Source organism: Duganella dendranthematis (assembly GCF_012849375.1).
GTDB lineage: Bacteria > Pseudomonadota > Gammaproteobacteria > Burkholderiales > Burkholderiaceae_D > Rugamonas > Rugamonas dendranthematis.
This window is the reverse complement of the sequence record NZ_CP051684.1, coordinates 5,652,256-5,671,615: the sequence shown is the minus strand read 5'-3', so window position 1 is coordinate 5,671,615 and position 19,360 is coordinate 5,652,256. Positions and strand designations below refer to the sequence as shown.

The 19,360-nt window shown below is 62.0% G+C and carries 18 protein-coding genes; 11 read left to right on the top strand and 7 right to left on the bottom strand.

What is annotated here, in order from left to right; translation table 11 throughout:
• Positions 1-6: 6 nt before the first annotated feature.
• From HH213_RS25955 to HH213_RS25945, 3 genes are all read right to left on the bottom strand, one after another.
• The gene (locus tag HH213_RS25955; RefSeq protein WP_169114172.1) at positions 7-984 is read right to left on the bottom strand and encodes an aldo/keto reductase; all 978 of its coding nucleotides are present in this window, start codon (positions 982-984) and stop codon (positions 7-9) included.
• Positions 985-1,112: 128 nt separating this feature from the next.
• Positions 1,113-3,134 (bottom strand): PAS domain-containing hybrid sensor histidine kinase/response regulator, encoded by a 2,022-nt coding sequence (locus tag HH213_RS25950; RefSeq protein ID WP_169114171.1) that lies wholly within the window; start codon positions 3,132-3,134, stop codon positions 1,113-1,115.
• Positions 3,135-3,224: 90 nt separating this feature from the next.
• A complete protein-coding gene (locus HH213_RS25945) occupies positions 3,225-4,058 on the bottom strand; it encodes an HpcH/HpaI aldolase/citrate lyase family protein (protein WP_110847943.1) in 834 nt (277 codons plus the stop codon).
• 170 nt (positions 4,059-4,228) lie between these two features.
• Between HH213_RS25945 and HH213_RS25940 the strand changes: the two genes are divergently transcribed.
• Positions 4,229-4,474: a hypothetical protein gene (locus tag HH213_RS25940; RefSeq protein WP_169114170.1), complete on the top strand. Its 246-nt coding sequence runs from the start codon at positions 4,229-4,231 to the stop codon at positions 4,472-4,474.
• On the opposite strand, the gene HH213_RS25935 is transcribed toward HH213_RS25940, so the two are convergent.
• A complete protein-coding gene (locus HH213_RS25935) occupies positions 4,471-5,577 on the bottom strand; it encodes an S-(hydroxymethyl)glutathione dehydrogenase/class III alcohol dehydrogenase (RefSeq protein WP_169114169.1) in 1,107 nt (368 codons plus the stop codon). The genes HH213_RS25940 and HH213_RS25935 overlap by 4 nt on opposite strands.
• A gap of 116 nt (positions 5,578-5,693) precedes the next feature.
• Here HH213_RS25935 and HH213_RS25930 point away from each other — a divergent pair, with 116 nt between their 5' ends.
• Positions 5,694-6,713 carry a GlxA family transcriptional regulator gene (locus HH213_RS25930; protein ID WP_169114168.1) on the top strand — a complete coding sequence of 340 codons (1,020 nt, stop codon included), beginning with the start codon at positions 5,694-5,696 and terminating at the stop codon, positions 6,711-6,713.
• On the opposite strand, the gene HH213_RS25925 is transcribed toward HH213_RS25930, so the two are convergent.
• Positions 6,699-8,129, bottom strand: a complete 1,431-nt coding sequence (locus tag HH213_RS25925) for a heavy metal sensor histidine kinase (RefSeq protein ID WP_229263167.1) — start codon at positions 8,127-8,129, stop codon at positions 6,699-6,701. The genes HH213_RS25930 and HH213_RS25925 overlap by 15 nt on opposite strands.
• On the bottom strand, positions 8,126-8,797 hold the full coding sequence (locus tag HH213_RS25920; protein WP_110847939.1) for a heavy metal response regulator transcription factor: 672 nt from the start codon (positions 8,795-8,797) through the stop codon (positions 8,126-8,128). Before HH213_RS25920 ends, HH213_RS25925 begins: the two co-directional genes overlap by 4 nt.
• A gap of 234 nt (positions 8,798-9,031) precedes the next feature.
• Here HH213_RS25920 and HH213_RS25915 point away from each other — a divergent pair, with 234 nt between their 5' ends.
• Complete coding sequence (locus tag HH213_RS25915; protein WP_169114167.1) at positions 9,032-11,398, top strand: acyl-CoA dehydrogenase; 2,367 nt, start codon at positions 9,032-9,034, stop codon at positions 11,396-11,398.
• A 2-nt stretch (positions 11,399-11,400) separates the two neighbouring features.
• Here the strand turns inward: HH213_RS25915 and HH213_RS25910 are convergent, their stop codons facing one another.
• Complete coding sequence (locus HH213_RS25910) at positions 11,401-12,210, bottom strand: ferritin-like domain-containing protein (RefSeq protein WP_169114166.1); 810 nt, start codon at positions 12,208-12,210, stop codon at positions 11,401-11,403.
• A 176-nt stretch (positions 12,211-12,386) separates the two neighbouring features.
• On the opposite strand from HH213_RS25910, the gene HH213_RS25905 reads away from it, so the two are divergent.
• From HH213_RS25905 to HH213_RS25870, 8 genes are all read left to right on the top strand, one after another.
• Positions 12,387-12,920, top strand: coding sequence for a PRC-barrel domain-containing protein (locus HH213_RS25905; RefSeq protein WP_169114165.1), 534 nt, complete (start codon positions 12,387-12,389; stop codon positions 12,918-12,920).
• 106 nt (positions 12,921-13,026) lie between these two features.
• Positions 13,027-14,457, top strand: a complete 1,431-nt coding sequence (locus HH213_RS25900) for a circularly permuted type 2 ATP-grasp protein (RefSeq protein ID WP_110848097.1) — start codon at positions 13,027-13,029, stop codon at positions 14,455-14,457.
• 2 nt (positions 14,458-14,459) lie between these two features.
• The gene (locus HH213_RS25895) at positions 14,460-15,407 is read left to right on the top strand and encodes an alpha-E domain-containing protein (RefSeq protein ID WP_110847935.1); all 948 of its coding nucleotides are present in this window, start codon (positions 14,460-14,462) and stop codon (positions 15,405-15,407) included.
• A gap of 15 nt (positions 15,408-15,422) precedes the next feature.
• Positions 15,423-16,223, top strand: a complete 801-nt coding sequence (locus HH213_RS25890; RefSeq protein WP_169114164.1) for a transglutaminase family protein — start codon at positions 15,423-15,425, stop codon at positions 16,221-16,223.
• Positions 16,224-16,265: 42 nt separating this feature from the next.
• Complete coding sequence (locus tag HH213_RS25885) at positions 16,266-17,141, top strand: proteasome-type protease (protein WP_169114163.1); 876 nt, start codon at positions 16,266-16,268, stop codon at positions 17,139-17,141.
• Between the two features lie 60 nt (positions 17,142-17,201).
• Positions 17,202-17,570 carry an Hpt domain-containing protein gene (locus tag HH213_RS25880; RefSeq protein ID WP_229263166.1) on the top strand — a complete coding sequence of 123 codons (369 nt, stop codon included), beginning with the start codon at positions 17,202-17,204 and terminating at the stop codon, positions 17,568-17,570.
• Positions 17,571-17,933: 363 nt separating this feature from the next.
• Complete coding sequence (locus tag HH213_RS25875) at positions 17,934-18,359, top strand: hypothetical protein (protein WP_110847931.1); 426 nt, start codon at positions 17,934-17,936, stop codon at positions 18,357-18,359.
• A gap of 69 nt (positions 18,360-18,428) precedes the next feature.
• Positions 18,429-19,340, top strand: coding sequence for a LysR family transcriptional regulator (locus tag HH213_RS25870; RefSeq protein WP_169114162.1), 912 nt, complete (start codon positions 18,429-18,431; stop codon positions 19,338-19,340).
• Positions 19,341-19,360 lie beyond the last annotated feature (20 nt).

Here is a 19,360-nt window from a genome sequence, read left to right as displayed (position 1 = left end):
GTGTGCTTAACGATCAATCATTTTTTGTGAAGCTGGCGCATAGCGCTCGCCGTGGATGGCGATTTGCGCGAGCGCAGTCTGGATCGTGTTCAGTTCCGCAGCTGTGAGCACCACCGGCGCCGCCCCCAGGTTTTCCGTCAGGCGGTTGATCTTGGTGGTGCCCGGTATGGGCACGATCCATGGCCTTTGCGCCAGTAGCCAAGCCAATGCGACCTGCGCCGGCTTCAGTTGGCGAGTGTGTGCAATGGCCTTGATTCGTTCCACCAACGCTTCATTGGCTGTGCGCGCCTCGGCTGTGAAGCGGGGGACCGTGTTGCGAAAATCGCTGGCGTCGAACGTCGTGGAGGCGGAAATGCCGCCGGTCAGGAAGCCCTTTCCGAGCGGACTAAACGGCACGAATCCGATGCCGAGTTCTTCCAGCACGGGCAGGATGGCCTCCTCCGGCTCGCGCCACCACAGCGAATATTCACTTTGCAGCGCGGCGACCGGTTGCACGGCGTGGGCACGACGGATAGTTTGCACGCCCGCTTCGGACAGCCCGAAATGTTTGACTTTCCCCTCGCGAATTAAGTCACGCACAGCGCCGGCTACCTCTTCGATCGGCACGTTCGGGTCGGGACGATGCTGGTAAAGCAGGTCAATGGCGTCAACACGCAGGCGCTGCAGCGATTGCTCGACGACGGCGCGAATACGCTCCGGCCGGCTGTCGAGGCCGTCGCTTGGCTTGCCGTTACGAAAGCCGAATTTGGTGGCGATGACGACCTGATCGCGGAACGGCGCCAACGCCTCGCCGACCAGTTCTTCGTTGGCGCCATAGGCTTCGGCCGTGTCGAAAAGGGTGACACCTTTCTCCACTGCGGCGCGGATCACGTTGATGGCGTCCTGGCGGTCCGCTGCCGGACCGTAACCAAATGACAGTCCCATGCATCCATAGCCGATGGCGGAGACGTTGAGTCCGCTGTTACCCAGTTGCCGTTGCTGCATGCCGTTCTCCCTGTCTTTGCGATAGCTACAGGGTACGTCCGTTCATTTGAATTGATAACCCGCTCTAATCGACATGTCTTTATTAGTAAAACTAATAAATACTTCAGCGGACGCTGGCAGTCGGCGACCTAGCCGATCAGTTCCTTTTGAAGAATCTTGGCGATGTCGGTGATCGAAACCGGCTTGGTCAAGTGATAATCGAAGCCGGCCTCCTTGGACAGCGCACGGTCGGCCGCCGTTCCCCAGCCGGTGACCGCGACCAACACGGTGTGCTTGAGTGTCGCCGATGCGCGTATCTCCTTTGCTACGGCATGGCCATCTTTGCCCGGCATGCCGATGTCGAGAAACGCGAAATCCGGCACGAGCTGCTGGGCAACCGCGATCGCCTGTTCGCCATCGGCGGCAATGCCGACTTGATGTCCATGAAACGTTAGCACCGACCCCAGCGTTTCGGCGGCGTCGACATTGTCGTCGGCAACCAGGATGCGGTACGACGCCGCGCCTGGCGTTATGGACGAGACTTCTTCCGCTGTGTCAATCGTGTCTGCTGCCACAGCTGTCAATGGCAGCCGGACGTAGAATGAAGCGCCCTGTCCTATTCCGCCGCTGGCTGCGGCAACTGTGCCGTGGTGCAGCTCGACGATCCTCTTCACCAGTGACAGGCCGATGCCCAGGCCACCCTGGGCGATGTCGGTGCGGACCTGACTAAACATTTCAAAGACGTCCGACAGCGATTCCGCCGGAATGCCCATGCCGTTGTCCTTAATCTCGATCACCGCCTGATCGCCGTCGCGCCAGGCCGCGATGCCGATTTGGCCGCCGGCAGGGGTATATTTCGCCGCATTGGCCAGGATATTGCCAAATACCTGGGCCAGGCGCAGCCGGTCGCCTTGCACCACTAGCGCCTCGACAGGAATGGCGGTGCTTAGCTGCTGCCCCGCCCGATCGATATGGGGCATGCTGGTCTCAATGGCTGCCCGGATCGCATCGCCCACGTCCTGGGGCTCAAGGCGAAGTTCGACTTTGCCGTTGTTGATGCGGGCCAGGTCCATCAGGTCATCGATCAGGTGCGCCAGTTGACTGACCTGTCGCTCCATCATGCCGCGCAAGCGGTCGGTGGCCTGACTGTCGGGCTGGCCGATGCGCATCAAATCCAGCGCGCTGCGAATCGGCGCCAGCGGATTTCTGAGTTCATGCGCCAGCGTCGCCAGGAATTCGCTTTGACGGCGGTGCGCGGCCTGCAGGTCTTTGGCCAGCCGGGCGCGCTCGTCCTCTTTTTTTCGACGCTCGGTGATGTCGACGGCCACCCCGGCAAAGCGTTTGGCGCCGCCCTGTTCATCGTCGAATAACCGCCCTTTGGCAGTGACCCAGATGTCTTTCCCCGAAAGCTGCGGTATCCGATAGTCCGCCTCGTACAGCTCGCCCGTGGTGATGGAATTGCTAATGGCGTCGAGCACGCGCGCGCGGTCATCCGGGTGGATCATATTGGTGAAGCGTTCCAGGGCGGTGCCGCTTTGCGCCAACGCAGCGTCCACCTGGAACAGGCGGGCGAAGCGTTCATCGACGTATGTGGCATTCGTTTCCGGGTACCACGACCAGGTGCCGATGTTGCCCGATGCATCCAGCGACAGCTGCAACCGGTCTTCGCTCTGGCGCAGTTTGGCGGTACTGACCACGCTCTCGGTGGTCTCCGCGATAATGCACAGCGCGCCGATCACGGCGCCGCCGTCATCCCGGATCGGACTCAGTGAAAACGTGAAGTAAGCCAATTGCGGCTGGCCGTAGCGCTCCAGCGTAAAGGCGCGATCCTTGGCGAAGGTGGTCGACCCGCGGTATGCAGTCCTGGCGATGTCGACCGCCTCATCGCCGACCTCGGCCCAGAGATCGGCCAGGCGCCACCCCTGCCCGATCGCTTGCTTATTGCCCAGGATCGGCACATAAGCATCGTTATAAAATACGAAAAACTCCGGTCCCCAGATTACATAGGAAGGAAAGCCGGAATTCAACACCATGCTGAGCGCGGTCCGGAACGCCGATGGCCACGCGCTGACAGGTCCCATCCCATGCCCCGTCCAGTCTGTTTCAGCGATTTGTCGCGCCGCGTTGCCGCCCCCACTGAGAAATCCCAGCCCGGCCTCGTTATAGTCCATGATGCTCTTCAGTATTGTTAGTCAGCTATTGTATCTGGGCTGACGTCCTGCGAGCGTACAATTAAGCTGCTGAGCTGCGGCCTGCGCCGTTCAAGGCGCATTGCGCCGGCGGGCGTCTTCTATGATGCGCTGTGCCGTGAGTACCATGGGCCGGTCGATCAGGCGGCCATCCAAGGCTACCGCGCCGCCCCGCGCGCGCTCGGCGGCTTCCAGCACCCGGTTGGCCCAGCGCAGTTCGTTTTCGGAGGGCACGAAAGTGCGATTGATAATCGGCACCTGGTTGGGGTGAATGCAGAGTTTGCCGCCGAAGCCGAGGCGCTTGGTGTAGGCCGCGTCGCGCGCAATCTTTTCCAGGTCGTCGATGTCGGTAGTGACGCCATCCACCGGGCTCAAGAGTCCAGCGATCCTGGAAGCGAGCACGACTTGCGAACGAAAGAACAGCAGCTCGTCCTCGTCACCGTCAATGCCCATGTCGTGCTTGAAGTCGATGGCGCCGAATAGCAACCGCTGGACCCGCGGCGCCTTGGCCAGTTCGGCGATGCGCGAAAATCCAAGTGCCGTCTCAACCAGCGGATAAACCGGCGCGCCGGCCGAGGCGCTGGCGATATCGTCGGCACGCTCGGCCTTCGGCAGCACGATGCCGGCGATGTCGGGACGGCGGCACACCCGCAAATCCTCGCCAAAACAGCCCGAATTAACGCAGTTGACTTTGACCAGGATGGGCACCCGGTTCGCGCGCGCTTCCTCGCTGTCGAGCCAGTTGGTCAGGCTGTTGCGGCCGGCCGTCTTGTCGTCGGCGCCGACGGCATCTTCCAGATCGATGATGACGGCATTGGCGCCGGACGCCACGGCCTTGGAAAATCGCTCTGGGCGGTTGGCGGGAACAAACAGGTAGGAATGAACGAACGGCAAGGCGGTAGTCATGGAACGCTCCCAATTTGGATGGTATCCATACCTTACCCCAAAGTTAAAAACGATGCGTTCAAGCAGCGCGTTTATATCAGGTAGAATTACCGTTACGCGTTACTTTATTTAACTGATCAACTCAGATGATAGAAAACAAAAAACGTGGCCGTCCGGTCACCGGACATGCCATGAGCAGCGCCGAACGCCAAAAAGCCTACCGTGACCGCAAGCGCGAAGAGAAGGCCGCCATCGCCAATTCCCGTAACGCGTTACAGGAATCGCCGGACGACGGCTCGCCGCGCCGCCTGCTGGCGGAACTCGACCGGGCCCAGCGAACCGTCGAACGGCTCACGCAGGAAAACCATGACTTGCGCGAACAACTCAGGCTGGCCCAGGCCCGGACCAAAAAAAACGTAACGCGTGACGTAAATTAGTACAGCACCACCGAACGAATCGACTCGCCGCTCTTCATCAGATCAAAGCCTTCGTTGATGCGTTCCAGCGGCAGGCGGTGGGTGATCAGGTCGTCGATGTTGAGTTTGCCTTCCATGTACCAGTCGACAATCTTCGGCACGTCGGTACGGCCGCGGGCGCCGCCGAAGGCTGACCCTTTCCATTCGCGGCCGGTCACCAGCTGGAATGGACGGGTCGAAATCTCCTGCCCCGCCGCCGCCACGCCGATGATGAACGACTGGCCCCAGCCCTTGTGCGTGCACTCCAATGCCTGACGCATCAGCGTGGTGTTGCCGACGCACTCGAAGCTATAGTCGGCGCCGCCATCGGTCAGCTGAACGATCTGGTCGACCACGTTCTCGGCCTCGTTCGGGTTGATGAAATGGGTCATGCCGAACTTGCGCGCCATTTCCTGGCGGGCCGGATTAATATCGACGCCGATAATCTTGTCCGCGCCAACCATTTTGGCGGCCTGAATCACATTCAAACCAATGCCGCCCAGGCCGAACACCACCACATTGGCGCCCGCCTCGACCTTAGCCGAGAACAGTACCGCACCAACGCCGGTGGTCACGCCGCAACCGATGTAGCACACTTTATCGAACGGCGCATCCGCGCGGATCTTGGCCAGTGCAATCTCCGGCACCACGATGTAGTTGGAGAAAGTGGACGTGCCCATATAATGGAACAGCGGTTTGCCGTCCAGTGAGAAGCGGCTGGTGGCGTCCGGCATCAGGCCGCGGCCCTGGGTCGAGCGGATTGCCTGGCACAGGTTGGTCTTGCGCGACAGGCAGAATTTGCACTGGCGGCATTCCGGCGTGTACAGCGGAATGACGTGGTCGTCTTTTTTCAGCGTGGTCACGCCGGGGCCGACGTCCACCACCACGCCGGCGCCTTCATGGCCCAGGATGGCGGGGAAAATCCCTTCCGGATCGGCGCCGGACAGGGTGTAGTAATCGGTATGGCAAATGCCGGTGGCTTTCAGCTCGACCAGCACCTCGCCCGCGCGCGGGCCGGCCAGGTCAACTTCTTCGATGGTCAGCGGCGCGCCGGCGCGCCATGCAACTGCTGCTTTGGTTTTCATGCGTGCTCCCGTTAAAAGATGGCAGTATTGTGCAGGCGGTCGCCGCGCGCGTGGCCGACTCCGCATGAGAATGGCAGGAATTGGTACAATAATGACCGGATTTTTCTCACTGCCCTATGAACTTATCTTCGTCCCAGCCGTCGATCACGGTCGATATCGTGGTCTACCCGGGCTTTAAAGCGATGGAGGCGATCGGCCCGATGTCGGTCTTTGAATACGCCAACCTGCATTTGCAACGGCGCGGCAAAGCGCCCGGCTACGATGTCCGCATCGCTTCCCACAAGACCGGCATGGTGCGTTCCGATACGTTGATGGCGCTGGAAGCGACCAAGGCGCTCAGTCCGCTGGCGCTGCCGGACAACGCCATCATTGTCGGCGCGCGTCATATCCAGCAAGCGCTGGTGGACAGCGCCGCCATCACCGAATGGGTTGCAGCGGTCGCGGCGCGCATTCCGCGCCTGGCCGCGCTGTGCTCGGGCGCCTTCTTCCTGGCGGCGGCCGGCGTGCTGGACGGCAAGCGCGCCACCACCCACTGGAGCGTGGCCGATCGTTTGAAGGCGGCCTATCCGGCAATTGAAGTCGACGCCGACGCCATTTTCATCCGCTCAGATAATGTATGGACCTCGGCTGGCGTTACGGCCGGCATCGACCTCGCGCTGGCGCTGGTGGAAGAAGACTACGGCCGCGACCTGGCGCTGGAAGTGGCGACCGAAATGGTGGTCTACCTGAAACGGCCGGGCGGCCAGTCGCAATTCAGCTCGCATCTGTTGAGCGAACGCACCACCCGCCCCAACATCCGCGAACTGCAAAACTGGATACTGGACAACCTGCACGAACGCCTGTCGGTGTCGCAGCTGGCGCAAAAAGCCATGATGAGCGAGCGCCACTTCGCCCGCGTATTCCAGCAGGAAGTGGGCTTGAGCACGCAGGAATTCATCGAGATGTGCCGCTTCGAACGCGCCACGCAATTGCTGGCCGACCTTGATCTGGCATTGAAAACCGTGGCCTCGCGCGCCTGCTTTAGCGATGAGGCCCATATGCGCCGCGTCTTCATGAAGAAGCTGGGGATTGCGCCGAAAGTCTACCGCGAACGTTTCGCTACCACCGGCATCGAACGCCCGTCAATTCAACGCTAGAAACTGCAAACTGAACGTGGTCCGCGCGCCCGGCACGCTGGCCACGCTGACATCGCCGCCATGCAACTGCATGATGGCGCGCACAATCGCGAGGCCCAGTCCGGTCGAGGCGCTGCTGGCGCGAGCATAGTCGGCGCGATAATAGCGCTCGAAGATATGCGGCATGTGCTCGGCGGCGATGCCCTCGCCAGTGTTGGTGACATCGATTTGCAGGCCTTGCAGACTGGCCTGCATCGCCAGCGTGATGCGCCCGCCGGGTGGCGTGTGCGTAATCGCGTTGGACAGGAGGTTGCCGAGCGCGCGCCGCAGCAAGGTGGCGTCCGCGTATAGATGGGCCGCGCTGGCAATCTCACGGATCTCCAGTGTAACGCCGGCCTCCTCCGCCAGACCGGAAAAATAATTGCAGACGCGGCGCAATTCGGCCCGCGCATCCAGCATCGCGCGGGCGATCGCCAGCTGGGCGTTGTCGACCCGCGCCAGGAACAGCGTGTTCTCGATCATGTGCGCCAGATGCTCGTATTCCTCCAGGTTGGAGGCCGCCATGGCCTGATATTCCTCGTTGCTGCGCGGCTGCGACAACGCCACCTGGGTTTCCACCATCAGCGTGTTGACTGGTGTACGCATGTCGTGCGCGAGGTCGGCGGCGAAGCCCGACAGGCGCTGCACGCCGTCTTCCAGCCGGTCCAGCATGGCGTTGAAGGCGGCGGCCAGCTCGCGCAGCTCGGCCGGTCCGCGCTCGACCGACAGGCGGGTGTTCAACCGGTGCGTGCTGATGTTGTTGGCCTGGCTGATCACCAGATGCAGCGGCTGCATGCCACGCCGGACGATCAGGAAGCCGAACACCGCCACCAGCGTGGCGCCGAAGGCCACCGCACAGGACAGGTTCAGCAGGTAGTGCCGCAGGAATTCGGAATGCCGCGAGCGCGGCCGTGAAATGGCGATCTGCACCGGCGTGCCGGCGGTGTCGCCCAGCATGCCTTCGGCGTTCAGTACCCGCAATTCGTCAGGCGCCCACGATTGTTTGTGGACGTCGTCGGCTACCGGCGTACGCGTGATCGGCACCACATTGTGCAGCGGAGCCAGGGGTGGCGCGTTGGCGCGCGCCGGCGCTTGCAGCAACAGGCGGCCGTCCGGCCCGATCAGGCGTAACGTCAGGCCGTCGCTGCCGTGCACGGCGTGTTTGAACGGCGCCGGCGATTTGGACAGGGCGTCCAGCGAGGGAAAGTCCGATAGCAAGGTGCGCGCCAGCACCACTTTATCGACCAGACGGTCGTCGTCGCGCAGCTCGATTTTTTGTACCAGCAATTGGTACAGATAGGTGCCAACGGCGGTAAAGGTCAGCATGGCCACCAGTGAAAACAGCAAGGTCAGGCGGAATGCAATGGAACCAGAGCGGATGCTGGCCACCGGATTCACGCCCGCGCCTCCAGCACGTAACCCATGCCGCGCACTGTGTGCACCAGCTTGACCGGATAGGGATCGTCGATCTTGGCGCGCAGCCGCCGGATGGCGACATCGACCACGTTGGTATCGGATTCAAAGTTCATGTCCCACACGTGGGAAGCGATCAAGGAGCGCGACAGCACATCGCCTTCACGCTCGGCCAGCAGGTGCAACAAGGCGAAATCCTGCACCGTCAGGTCGATCCGCACGTCACCACGCGAAACGCGGCGGCGCTGCACTTCAATGCACAGGTCAGCCACATTCAACGTGTCGCGGGGGCGTGGCGGCGCGCGCCGCAGCAAGGTCCGCAGCCGCGCCAGCAGTTCGGCGAAGGCGAACGGCTTGATCAGGTAATCGTCGGCGCCCAGCTCAAGGCCGCGCACGCGGTCGGCCACCTCATCGCGCGCGGTTAGCATCAGCACCGGCGTCTGCTTGCGTTCACGCAGTCGGCGCAGCACGCTCCAGCCGTCGAGACCGGGCAACATCACATCCAGCACGATCAGGGCGTAGTCTTCGTGCAGCGCCAGGTCAAGGCCGCCCGGCCCAGTACGGGCCAGATCGGCCTGGAAGCCGGCTTCCAGCAGCCCTTTACGCAGGTAGTCGCCGGTTTTCGTTTCATCTTCAACAATCAGGATACGCATTTTTAAGATTGTCTTCGCTGAAGATTAGGAATGGCTGAAATCAACGGTAGGTTGGGTCGCGGTCGACATACACCTGCACGCCGCTGGTATCGAAACCGGTCGGCGCAATCGAGGACAGCTGAACATCGCCAGCATGGCCCCCGGATTACACTTTTATGACAGCCTGTATGAGCGCAACCGTACAGTAATGCGCGATTCGCTGGGTTATCTTCCGCCTAACTAGAGGAGATCACCATGATGCTATGGATAGCTGCGGTCATCATCGCCGCCATTGTTGTACTGCTTGCTTATACGCCGCTGCGGCGCAGCCTGATTACGCCGCGCATTTACGCGCTGTTCAAGCGCATCCTGCCGCCGATGTCCGACACCGAGCGCGACGCGCTGGAAGCCGGCACCACCTGGTGGGACGCCGACCTGTTCTCCGGCCGTCCAGACTGGAACAAGTTCATGGAGCTCAAGCGCCCCACCCTCACCGCCGAAGAACAGGCTTTCCTGAATAATGAAGTGCGCCAGTTGTGCGAGATGGTGGATGACTGGGAAGCCACCCAGGTCTGGCAAGGCCTGCCGGCGCCGGCCTGGCAGTTCGCCCGCGACAAGGGCTTCCTCGGCATGATCATTCCCAAGCACTACGGCGGCAAGGCGTTTTCGGCCTATATGCATTCGCAGGTGGTGATGATGCTGTCAACCCGCGCATCGGCGCTGGCGGTGCAGGTGATGGTGCCCAATTCGCTGGGCCCGGCCGAACTGCTGCTGCATTACGGCACCGACCAGCAAAAGGATTACTACTTGCCACGTCTGGCCAAGGGGGAGGAGATCCCCTGCTTCGCGTTGACCAGCCCGTATGCTGGTTCGGACGCCGCCGCCATTCCGGACACTGGCGTGGTCTGCATGGGCCACCATGAGGGCCGCGAGGTGCTGGGCCTGCGCATCACCTGGAACAAGCGCTACATCACGCTGGGACCGATCGCCACGCTGCTCGGCCTGGCCTTCCGTGTCACCGATCCGGACAAGTTGCTACCGCCGGACGCCAAACCCGGCATTACCTGCGCGCTGATTCCGACTACGCATCCCGGTGTGGTAATCGGCCGCCGGCACTGGCCGCTGAACGCGGTGTTCCAGAACGGCCCGACCAGCGGCAAGGACGTGTTTATTCCGATGGAGTGGGTCATCGGCGGGCCGCAGCAAATCGGCAAAGGCTGGCGCATGTTGATGGAATGCCTGGCCGCAGGCCGCGCCATTTCGCTGCCCTCGGCCAGTGTCGGCACGGCCAAGCTGGCGGTACGCGGCACCAGCGCGTATTGCGCAATCCGCCGCCAATTCAATACTGCCATTGGTAAATTTGAAGGTGTGCAGGAAGCGCTGGCGCGCATGGGCGCCAATCTTTATATGATGGATGCGGCACGCAAGCTGTCTGCGCTGGCCGTCGATCTGGGTGAAAAGCCGGCGGTCATCTCGGCCATCGCCAAATACCATGTGACCGAGCGCGGCCGCGCGGTGGTCAACGATGGCATGGATATCCTGGGCGGCAAAGGTATTTGCATGGGACCGTCCAATTTCCTGGCGCGGGCGTATCAGCAGATTCCGATTGCCATCACCGTGGAAGGCGCCAATATTCTCACGCGTTGCCTGATCATCTTCGGCCAGGGCGCGATTCGCTCCCATCCTTACGTGCTGAAGGAAATGCGCTCCACCGCCGACGCTGACCAGCGCCAGGGGCTGATCGATTTCGACGCCGCCTTCTTCGGCCACATGCGCTTCACCATCGGCAATGCCTTCCGTTCGCTGTGGTACAGCCTGACCGGCGCCGTGACCGCACCCGTGCCGCGCCGCGCCTCAAGCGAGATGGGCCGCTATTACCGCGCCGTTGGCCGCCTGTCCACCGCATTTGCGCTGATGACCGATTTGTCGATGTTCACGCTGGGCGGCGACCTGAAACGGCGCGAACGCATCTCGTCGCGGCTGGGCGATGTGCTGTCCATGCTGTACCTGATCAGCGCCACGCTGAAACGCTACGAGGATGAAGGCCATCAGGAAGCCGATGCCCCGTACGCCCACTGGTCGATTCAGGATGCGCTCGACAAGGCGCAAATCGCGCTGGTTGGCGTGCTGGACAACTTCCCGAGCCGCCCGGCGGCGTGGCTGGCGCGGCTGCTGGTGTTCCCGTTCGGCCTGCCATATGCGGCACCGTCCGACCGCATCGGCGCGGAAGTCGCGACCGCCATGCAGACCCACGGCGATTCCCGCGAACGGCTGCTGGCCGACACCTTCCTGGCCGACGACCTGCGCGATCCGGTCGCCTGCGGCGAACTAGCGTTCGGCCTGCTGAGCATGGTGGACGGCATCGAGCACCGTCTGAAGCCAGCCATCAAAGCCGGCACGCTGCCGCCGATACCGCAAAGCCTGCCGGAGATGGAACACTGGATCACCAACGCCGCCTCCCAAGGCCTGATGACGCCGGAAGAACGCCGCGCCATGTCGGACTTTGCCCGCTATACCGACCTGTCGGTGCATGTGGACGACTTCCCGCCCGACCTTAACGCGGCGGCCGACACTGAGCAGCGCCGTCGCATGGCCGTCCAACCTAGCCCGGTGGAAGCCTAGGATTAGCTGGGCGGCTGTATCAGTAATTGTAACTCGGCCTCGGTAAAGCCCGCCTGGCGCCGCGCTTCCAGATTGAACGGGCCGCGCGGCGTTGGCGCTTTGTATTGCGCTGCCAGCGCTGCGTAGGTCGGGATCAATTCCAGCCCGCGCAGGCGGCACAGGTAGCCATACCAGCTATTACCGATTTCCACGTGACCGATTTCGTCGCGCAGGATGATGTCGAGAATGGCGGCGGCTTCCTTGTCGCCGGCCTGGGCCAGCTTGGCGCGCAGCGGCGGATTGGCGTCGAGACCGCGCGCCTCCAGCGTGCGGGGCACCAGCGCCATGCGCGCCAGCACGTCGTCGCTGGTCCTGGCGACCATTTCCCACAGGCTGTCGTGGGCCAGGAACTGGCCGTAGCCATAGCCCAGCCGCTGCAGATGTTCTTCCAGCAGCGAAAAATGGTAGGCCTCTTCCTTGGCCACCTGCAACCAATCAGTGTAGTAAGCGGCCGGCATGCCGGCAAAGCGCCAGATCGCGTCCAGGGCCAGATTGATGGCATTGAATTCGATATGCGCCAGCGCGTGGATCAGCATGGCGCGGCCTTCCGGCGTATTCATCGCGCGACGCCCCACTTGCAGTGGCGGCACCAGGTCCGGCCGCCCGGGCCGGCCGGGAATCTCCGCCGACGAGCTCAGCTCCGCCAACGGGTCCGGCAGGCAAGCGCCCTGCTCCGATGCCGTCGACAAGGCGTATACCGCCGCCACCTTGGCCCTCGGATCGGACTCGGTCAGGCATTGCAGCGCGCGGGCGCGGAGTTCGGGAGCAGTCATGCGGAGTCTTCCAATTTGCGAGGGCGGTAGTGTAGCACTTTGGTTCTTCAAGAACTAATCCCTGTCCTACAGCGACACTGCACGCGCACCGATACCTCAACTGTCGGGCAAGCAGCATGATGATGCCTGTCACCGCATCGTTAGACGCGGGACCTTACCAACCTTTGGAGACCATCATGAGCTATCTAGACCGCGACACCTACGGCATTTATCGCAGCGACGACGCAACCGGCCCAGGCCCTCGCCTGATGGGCGCCGACACGCTCATAGGTGAAGATGTGTACAACCGCCAGGACGAAGACCTGGGCGACATCAAGGAAATCATGCTGGACATTCGCAGCGGCCAGGTGGCTTACGCTGTGCTGTCGTTCGGCGGCTGGCTGGGCATGGGCGACAAGCTGTTCGCCGTGCCATGGCAGGCGCTGCAACTGGACACCGAAAACAAGCGCTTCCTGCTGGACGTGTCGAAAGACCATCTGAAAAACGCCCCGGGCTTTGACCAGGACAATTGGCCCGACATGGCCAGCACCGAGTTCAACACCCAGCTGCACAGCTTCTACGGTACCCAGCAAAATGTTCCCGGCGGCGTGACCTCGACCGGCAGCGTGATGGGCAGCGGCAGCGCCAGCCTGCAAAGTGATCCGGGCTACATCGATCCGACTTACAGCAATCGCGGCGGCAGCATCGGCTCCGGCAGCGGCAATATCTGATCGTTGATTGACGGCGCCCACCCCGGGCGCTTGCACCAAAAGCGGGCATTCCCCTTGGCACGTTTCTTGATAGAAGAATAAACGTGCCAAACAGGGAATGTCCGATATGCCAAAATTCTTCAATGAAATGACAGCTGACGGCCTGGCGCACAATGCCAGCGCTGAGGTGCGTGAACACTACCGCGAATTCTGCGGCTGGCTGCAGCGCCAATCCGCCGATACCATCGAACGCAAGCGCGCTGAGGCCGACCTCACCTTCCGCCGCGTCGGCATCACCTTCGCCGTGTATGGCGACGATGCCGGCACCGAGCGCTTGATTCCGTTCGATACCATCCCCCGCATTATCCCCGCCGCCGAGTGGAAGCAGTTGCAGACCGGCCTGGTGCAGCGCGTCAAGGCGCTAAATATGTTCATCCACGATATTTATCACGATCAGAACATCATCAAGGCCGGAATTATTCCCGCCGAGCAAATATACCAGAACGCCCAGTACCGCCCGGAGATGCAAGGCATTAACGTGGTATCCGACATCTACGCCCACATCGCCGGCGTCGATATCGTGCGCGCCGGCCAGGGCGAGTTTTACGTGCTGGAGGATAATCTGCGGGTGCCGTCCGGCGTCTCTTATATGCTGGAAGACCGCAAGATGATGATGCGGTTGTTCCCGGAACTGTTCGCCCGCAACAAGATCGCCCCGGTTGACCATTATCCCGACATGCTGCTGGACAATCTGCGCTCGGTGGCGCCGATGGGCATCAATGACCCCACCGTGGTGGTGATGACGCCGGGCATGTACAACTCGGCTTACTTCGAGCACGCTTTTCTAGCGCAACAAATGGGCGTGGAGCTGGTTGAGGGCACGGATTTGTTTGTCAGCGACAACACCGTGTTCATGCGCACCACGCGCGGGCCGAAGCGGGTGGACGTGATCTACCGCCGGCTGGACGACGATTTCCTCGATCCGCTGGCGTTCCGGCCGGATTCCTCGCTGGGCGTGCCGGGATTGCTGTCGGTCTACCGCGCCGGCCGCGTAACGCTGGCCAACGCCATCGGCACCGGCGTGGCCGACGACAAGTCGATCTATCCGTATGTGCCGGACATGATCAAGTTCTACCTGTCGGAAGAACCGGTGCTAAACAACGTGCCGACCTACCAATGCCGCAAGAAGGAAGATCTCGCCTACACGCTGGCCAACCTGCCCGAGCTAGTGGTCAAGGAAGTGCACGGCGCCGGCGGCTACGGCATGCTGGTCGGGCCGGCCTCGACCAAGGCGCAGATCGAAGACTTCCGCCAACGCCTGATCGCCAGGCCGGACGGCTACATCGCCCAGCCGACGCTGGCCCTGTCCGCCTGCCCGACCTATGTGGAAAGTGGCATCGCCCCGCGCCACATCGATTTGCGGCCATTTGTGCTATCCGGCAAAACCATCTCGATGGTGCCCGGCGGCCTGACGCGTGTGGCCTTGCAGGAAGGCTCACTGGTGGTGAATTCGTCGCAAGGCGGCGGCACCAAGGACACCTGGATTTTGGAGAAATAAGCATGCTGAGCCGAACCGCTGACCACTTGTTCTGGATGGCCCGCTACACCGAGCGCGCCGAAAACACCGCGCGCATGCTGGACGTCAACGTACAAACCTCGATGCTGCCGCAGTCCGACGAGGAAAATGCCCAGGGCTGGCGCGCCCTGCTCGGCATCTCCGAGCTGCAAAAGGCATTCAATCAGAAATACCAGTCGCTGGAGGGCCGCGAAGTCATCGACTTCATGGTGCGCGATCCCGACAACAGCTCGTCGATTGTGGCCTGCCTCACGCAAGCGCGCGAAAATGCCCGCGCCGTGCGCGGCACGCTGACCACGGAAGTGTGGGAAATCCAGAACCAAACCTGGCTGGACATGCAGCGCCGCCTGCAAAGCGACCTGCTGGAAACCGATCCCAGCAAGTTCTTTGAATGGGTCAAGTACCGCTCCCACCTGTCGCGCGGCGTCACACTGGGCACCATGTTGCGCGACGAGGCGGTCCATTTCATCCGTCTGGGCACGTTTCTGGAACGCGCCGACAACACCGCCCGCATTCTGGACGTGAAATACCACGGCGGCGCCACCGACAGCGCGGAAAGCATGAGCCAGCGCGATTTCTATTACTGGGGCGCGATGCTGCGTTCGGTCTCCGGCTTCGAGATCTACCGCAAGGTGTATCGCGACGTCATCACCCCGGCGCGCATCGCCGAGTTACTGATCTTGCGCGGCGACATGCCGCGCTCGCTGCTGGCCTGCATGGATGAAGTGGTACAAAACCTGCACGAGGTGCGCAACGACGTCTCGGCCGATACCGAACGCTTCGCCGGCCGCCTGCGCGCTGAGCTGCAATTCGGCAAAATCGACGATATCCTGGCGGACGGCTTGCATGACACGCTGACCCGCTTCCTGGCCAACATCTACGAACTGGGCAATCGCGTCAGCCGCGATTTCCTGGTGCCGCTTGCGGCATAAGCGAAAGGCCACTCAATGCGACTGTCCATCCGGCACGAAACGCGTTACACCTATACCTTGCCGCTGGCTTACACCATCCAGCAGCTGCACCTGACCCCGCGGGTGGAGCCGCAGCAGCACGTGCTGGCCTGGAACCTGGCGGCGCCGGGCCATATGCACCGCTACACCGACGCCTACGGCAACCTGTCGCACATGATGACGATGGATACCCCGCACCAGGCGCTGTCGATCGTCGCCAGCGGCGTGGTGGAAACCACGGTGCCGGATCGCGGCCGCATCGTCGCCGACGCGCTGTCGCCGCTGATTTTCACCGTGCCGACCCGGCTGACGGCCGCCACGCCCGGCATCCTGGAGCTAGCGGCGTCGTGCTTGCCTGACGGCAGGGCCATGACGCGCGACCTGATGTGCCTTGCGGAGCACATCTTTGGTGCGGTCCGGTATCAAAGCGGTGCGACCGCGGTCTCTACCACCGCCAGCGACGCCCTCGCCCTCGGTCAGGGCGTGTGCCAGGACCATGCCCACCTGTTCCTGGCCTGCTGCCATGCGCACGGCATTCCGGCGCGCTATGTATCCGGCTACATCGACCCCGGCAATACCGGCCACGCCGCCAGCCATGCCTGGGTCGACGCCTGGGCCGACGACAAGGATCACAGCGGCTGGGTCAGCATCGACGTCACCCATGCGCGGCTGATGACGGACGCGTATTGCCGTCTGGCCACCGGCCGCGATTACGACAGCGCCGCCCCGGTGCGCGGCGTGCGACGCGGCGGCGGTACCGAGTCTTTGAGCGTGGACGTACAGATTGTGCCGCAATGAGCGGTGTAAAATAACGATACTTCAAATCAATACTTTGCAACGATGACTTATTGTGTGGGCATGCGCCTGAATGCCGGGCTGGTGTTTTTATCAGATTCACGTACCAATGCGGGCGTGGACCAGGTCGGCACGTTCCGTAAGCAGACCGTGTTTGAGATTCCCGGCGACCGCATGATGGTGATGATGACCGCCGGTAATTTGTCGATATCGCAATCGATCCGCCAGCTGGTGTCGGAGCTGATGGACGATGCCGGCCACACCATCTGGACCGCGCCGAGCGTGTATGATGCCGCGCGCATTCTCGGCCAGGCGGTGCGCCAGGTGCATGAGCGCGATGCCAGGACGCTGGCGGACTTCGGCATTGAGTTCAATGTCAGCATCATTTTCGGCGGGCAGGTCAAGGGCGAACGCTGCAGGCTGTTCCAGATTTACTCGGCCGGAAACTTCATCGAAGCGCACGACGAGAACACCTATTTCCAGATCGGCGAAGCCAAATACGGCAAGCCCATCATCGATCGCGTGGTGACGCCGGCCACCTCGCTGGACGATGCCGCCAAGTGCGCGCTGATTTCCATGGACTCCACGTTACGGTCCAACGTCTCGGTCGGCCTGCCCCTTGATTTGCTGGTGTATGAAGACAACCAGCTGGCCGTCACCCATTTTGTAACAATTGATGACCGCAACGAGTATTTCCAGATGATCCGCCGCACATGGGGCGACCAGCTGAAGAGTGTGTTTGAAGGCCTGGAAGCGCCGGTGTGGAACGCCGCGCCGGAGACGCCGGGCACGGTGTTACATTCGACCAGCACCGGTGGCAAACCCGTGCGGGTGACGCCGCCTGCCAGCGTGCCTCCCCCAAAAGTGGCCAGCCCGCCGTTGCAAACCTTGTCACAGCAATTTCACGACGGACAACAGTAATGGGACCGGCGGCAAACGCGGCGTATGATGGGATAAAAACAACCTATTCTGGAGCAGTGCATGAGTGACGCCACGCCATCGCAACCTGAACTGAACATTTTCACGGTCGATACCTTGTTGAAGTACATGGGAAATGACGATAAAGCGCTGGCCATCGTCGCCAAGATCGTTCGGGACGCCTGTGCGCCACGCATGACGCCGATGGCGCAGGCCGGCGCCGCCCTGCGCGAGGCTCGCCTGGTCGAGGCCGGCAAGATCTTCCACGGCCTGCGCGGTTCGATCGGCGCACTGGGCGCCAAACGGCTGGTGGCGGCCTCGCTCAAGCTGGAACAGGCCATCGTCGAACGTCAGACCGACCAGATCCCCCCTTGTTCGCGACGCTGGAATCCGAGTATCAGCTGGTGCTGCGCGAAGCCGATGACTGGCTGAAACGCCACGCTCCGCCGGGCATCTGACCTCGCTCCGCATTCACTATTTGTGAAGACACGTTAATGCTGCACTGCACAGCAGGATGCTACCTGCACGTAACTTTTATGCCATTAACGAATGGTTACAATTGTTACCCCCGTTTGCCATGTGCAGGCGGGTTGCAGAAAATCTTCATGCTAATATCGCCATCACTTGCAGAGCGTGCGCCGTGACTTACAACAACTTTGTAGAATTCGGGTGCGGTTATTTTATTTTGCAAGTTATTATGTAATCGACAATTTGCCCAAACGCAAGTATAATGGTGCAATGCGTCGAGTTTCTGCTTGCAATGGATGCGACGGCTTCACAACAAGGATCTAAAGTATGGAATTATTCAACAAGTCTGGTGTGTTGGTTTCTGCGGTGCTGGTCACCGTTGGCGCTTTGATCGCCTGCCAGGCTCAGGAGGATGCAATTCCATCGTCGACGGTGATTGAAGCGGCTGCCATGCAACTGAGCCCTGGCGGCCAGCCAGCTGCCGAGCGTCGCCTGCAAGAATGGGCCGATCAAGGTTCGCCAGTTGCCCAGCGTGAACTGGCCCTGCGCTATCTGGCCAATCCGGACAAGCGCCGCGAAGCAATGCAGCTGTTTGAGCGCGCCGCCAGCGCTGGCGATGCCCAGGCCGCCGTCGGCCTGGTAGGCATGTCGCACGAAGCCAGCAATACGCCGCGCGTTGGTAGCACCGGCCCGGCGCTGAGCGCCGGCCGCGTGATCAAGGAAGCCGCCACCGCCAATTACGTCGCGCACTAAGCCGTCGTGCCATCAATGACCGAGCCGCCCACCTTCCGGTGCCGCGGCTTTTTTCTTTTGGAGTGAGGCATGGATCGACTGCGCGCACTGGAAGTATTTGTGGAGGTCGTCAAGCGCGACGGCTTTGCCCGCGCGGCCGAGGCGCTGGATACCTCACCGGCCAATGTCACCCGTTACATCAGCGATCTGGAAGCCCATCTGCAAACCCGGCTGCTGAACCGCAGCTCGCGCAAGATGTCGCTGACCGCCAGCGGCGAGGCGCTGTTGGAGCGCGCCAAGTCGATCCTGGACGATGTGGCCGAAGCCGAAGCCATCGTCTCCTCCGCCACCTTGCAGCCGCATGGCGTGCTGCGCATCAACGCACCGCTGAGTTTTGGCGTGCTGCACCTGGCACCGCTGTGGGCCAAGTTCATGCGGTTGTATCCCGAGGTGCGGCTGGACGTGTTGCTGATCGACCGCGTGGTCGATATTGTCGAGGAAGGCTACGACATGGCGGTGCGCATTTCGCGCGCCGGCTCCACTGCCAACGTCGCCCGAAAGCTGGCAACCTCGCAGAATGTGCTGTGCGCGTCGCCCGACTACATTCAGCAGCGCGGCATGCCACAGACCCCGGCCGAGCTATTACAGCATGACGGCATCGGCTACAGCTACGCCGCCAGCGCCGACGAATGGCCGATGCTGGACGCCAACGGCCAGACCCACACGGTCAAGATGCCTTGCGTGATGCACACCAATAACGGTGATACGGCCCGCGCCGCCGCGCTGGGCGGACTCGGCGTCATCTGGCAGCCGACTTTCCTGGTCGGCGCCGACCTGCGCGCCGGTCGTCTGCAACGCGTGCTGCCCGATTACCATATGCCGGACATGGACGTGCTGGCGATCTACCCCAGCCGCCGCCATCTGAGCGCCAAGGTGCGCGTGATGATCGACTTTCTGGTGCAGGAGCTGGCCGGCACGCCGCCGTGGGACCGCGTCGCGTAAAAGTTCCCTTTTTTCGTTTG

Excerpts from the sequence above, each read along its gene's own strand:
- HH213_RS25955 (WP_169114172.1), bottom strand. The coding sequence starts at position 984 with ATGCAGCAACGGCAACTGGGTAACAGCGGACTCAACGTCTCCGCCATC.
- HH213_RS25950 (WP_169114171.1), bottom strand. The coding sequence starts at position 3,134 with ATGGACTATAACGAGGCCGGGCTGGGATTTCTCAGTGGGGGCGGCAAC.
- HH213_RS25945 (WP_110847943.1), bottom strand. The coding sequence starts at position 4,058 with ATGACTACCGCCTTGCCGTTCGTTCATTCCTACCTGTTTGTTCCCGCC.
- HH213_RS25940 (WP_169114170.1), top strand. The coding sequence starts at position 4,229 with ATGAGCAGCGCCGAACGCCAAAAAGCCTACCGTGACCGCAAGCGCGAA.
- HH213_RS25935 (WP_169114169.1), bottom strand. The coding sequence starts at position 5,577 with ATGAAAACCAAAGCAGCAGTTGCATGGCGCGCCGGCGCGCCGCTGACC.
- HH213_RS25930 (WP_169114168.1), top strand. The coding sequence starts at position 5,694 with ATGAACTTATCTTCGTCCCAGCCGTCGATCACGGTCGATATCGTGGTC.
- HH213_RS25920 (WP_110847939.1), bottom strand. The coding sequence starts at position 8,797 with ATGCGTATCCTGATTGTTGAAGATGAAACGAAAACCGGCGACTACCTG.
- HH213_RS25915 (WP_169114167.1), top strand. The coding sequence starts at position 9,032 with ATGATGCTATGGATAGCTGCGGTCATCATCGCCGCCATTGTTGTACTG.
- HH213_RS25910 (WP_169114166.1), bottom strand. The coding sequence starts at position 12,210 with ATGACTGCTCCCGAACTCCGCGCCCGCGCGCTGCAATGCCTGACCGAG.
- HH213_RS25905 (WP_169114165.1), top strand. The coding sequence starts at position 12,387 with ATGAGCTATCTAGACCGCGACACCTACGGCATTTATCGCAGCGACGAC.
- HH213_RS25900 (WP_110848097.1), top strand. The coding sequence starts at position 13,027 with ATGCCAAAATTCTTCAATGAAATGACAGCTGACGGCCTGGCGCACAAT.
- HH213_RS25895 (WP_110847935.1), top strand. The coding sequence starts at position 14,460 with ATGCTGAGCCGAACCGCTGACCACTTGTTCTGGATGGCCCGCTACACC.
- HH213_RS25890 (WP_169114164.1), top strand. The coding sequence starts at position 15,423 with ATGCGACTGTCCATCCGGCACGAAACGCGTTACACCTATACCTTGCCG.
- HH213_RS25885 (WP_169114163.1), top strand. The coding sequence starts at position 16,266 with ATGACTTATTGTGTGGGCATGCGCCTGAATGCCGGGCTGGTGTTTTTA.
- HH213_RS25880 (WP_229263166.1), top strand. The coding sequence starts at position 17,202 with ATGAGTGACGCCACGCCATCGCAACCTGAACTGAACATTTTCACGGTC.
- HH213_RS25875 (WP_110847931.1), top strand. The coding sequence starts at position 17,934 with ATGGAATTATTCAACAAGTCTGGTGTGTTGGTTTCTGCGGTGCTGGTC.
- HH213_RS25870 (WP_169114162.1), top strand. The coding sequence starts at position 18,429 with ATGGATCGACTGCGCGCACTGGAAGTATTTGTGGAGGTCGTCAAGCGC.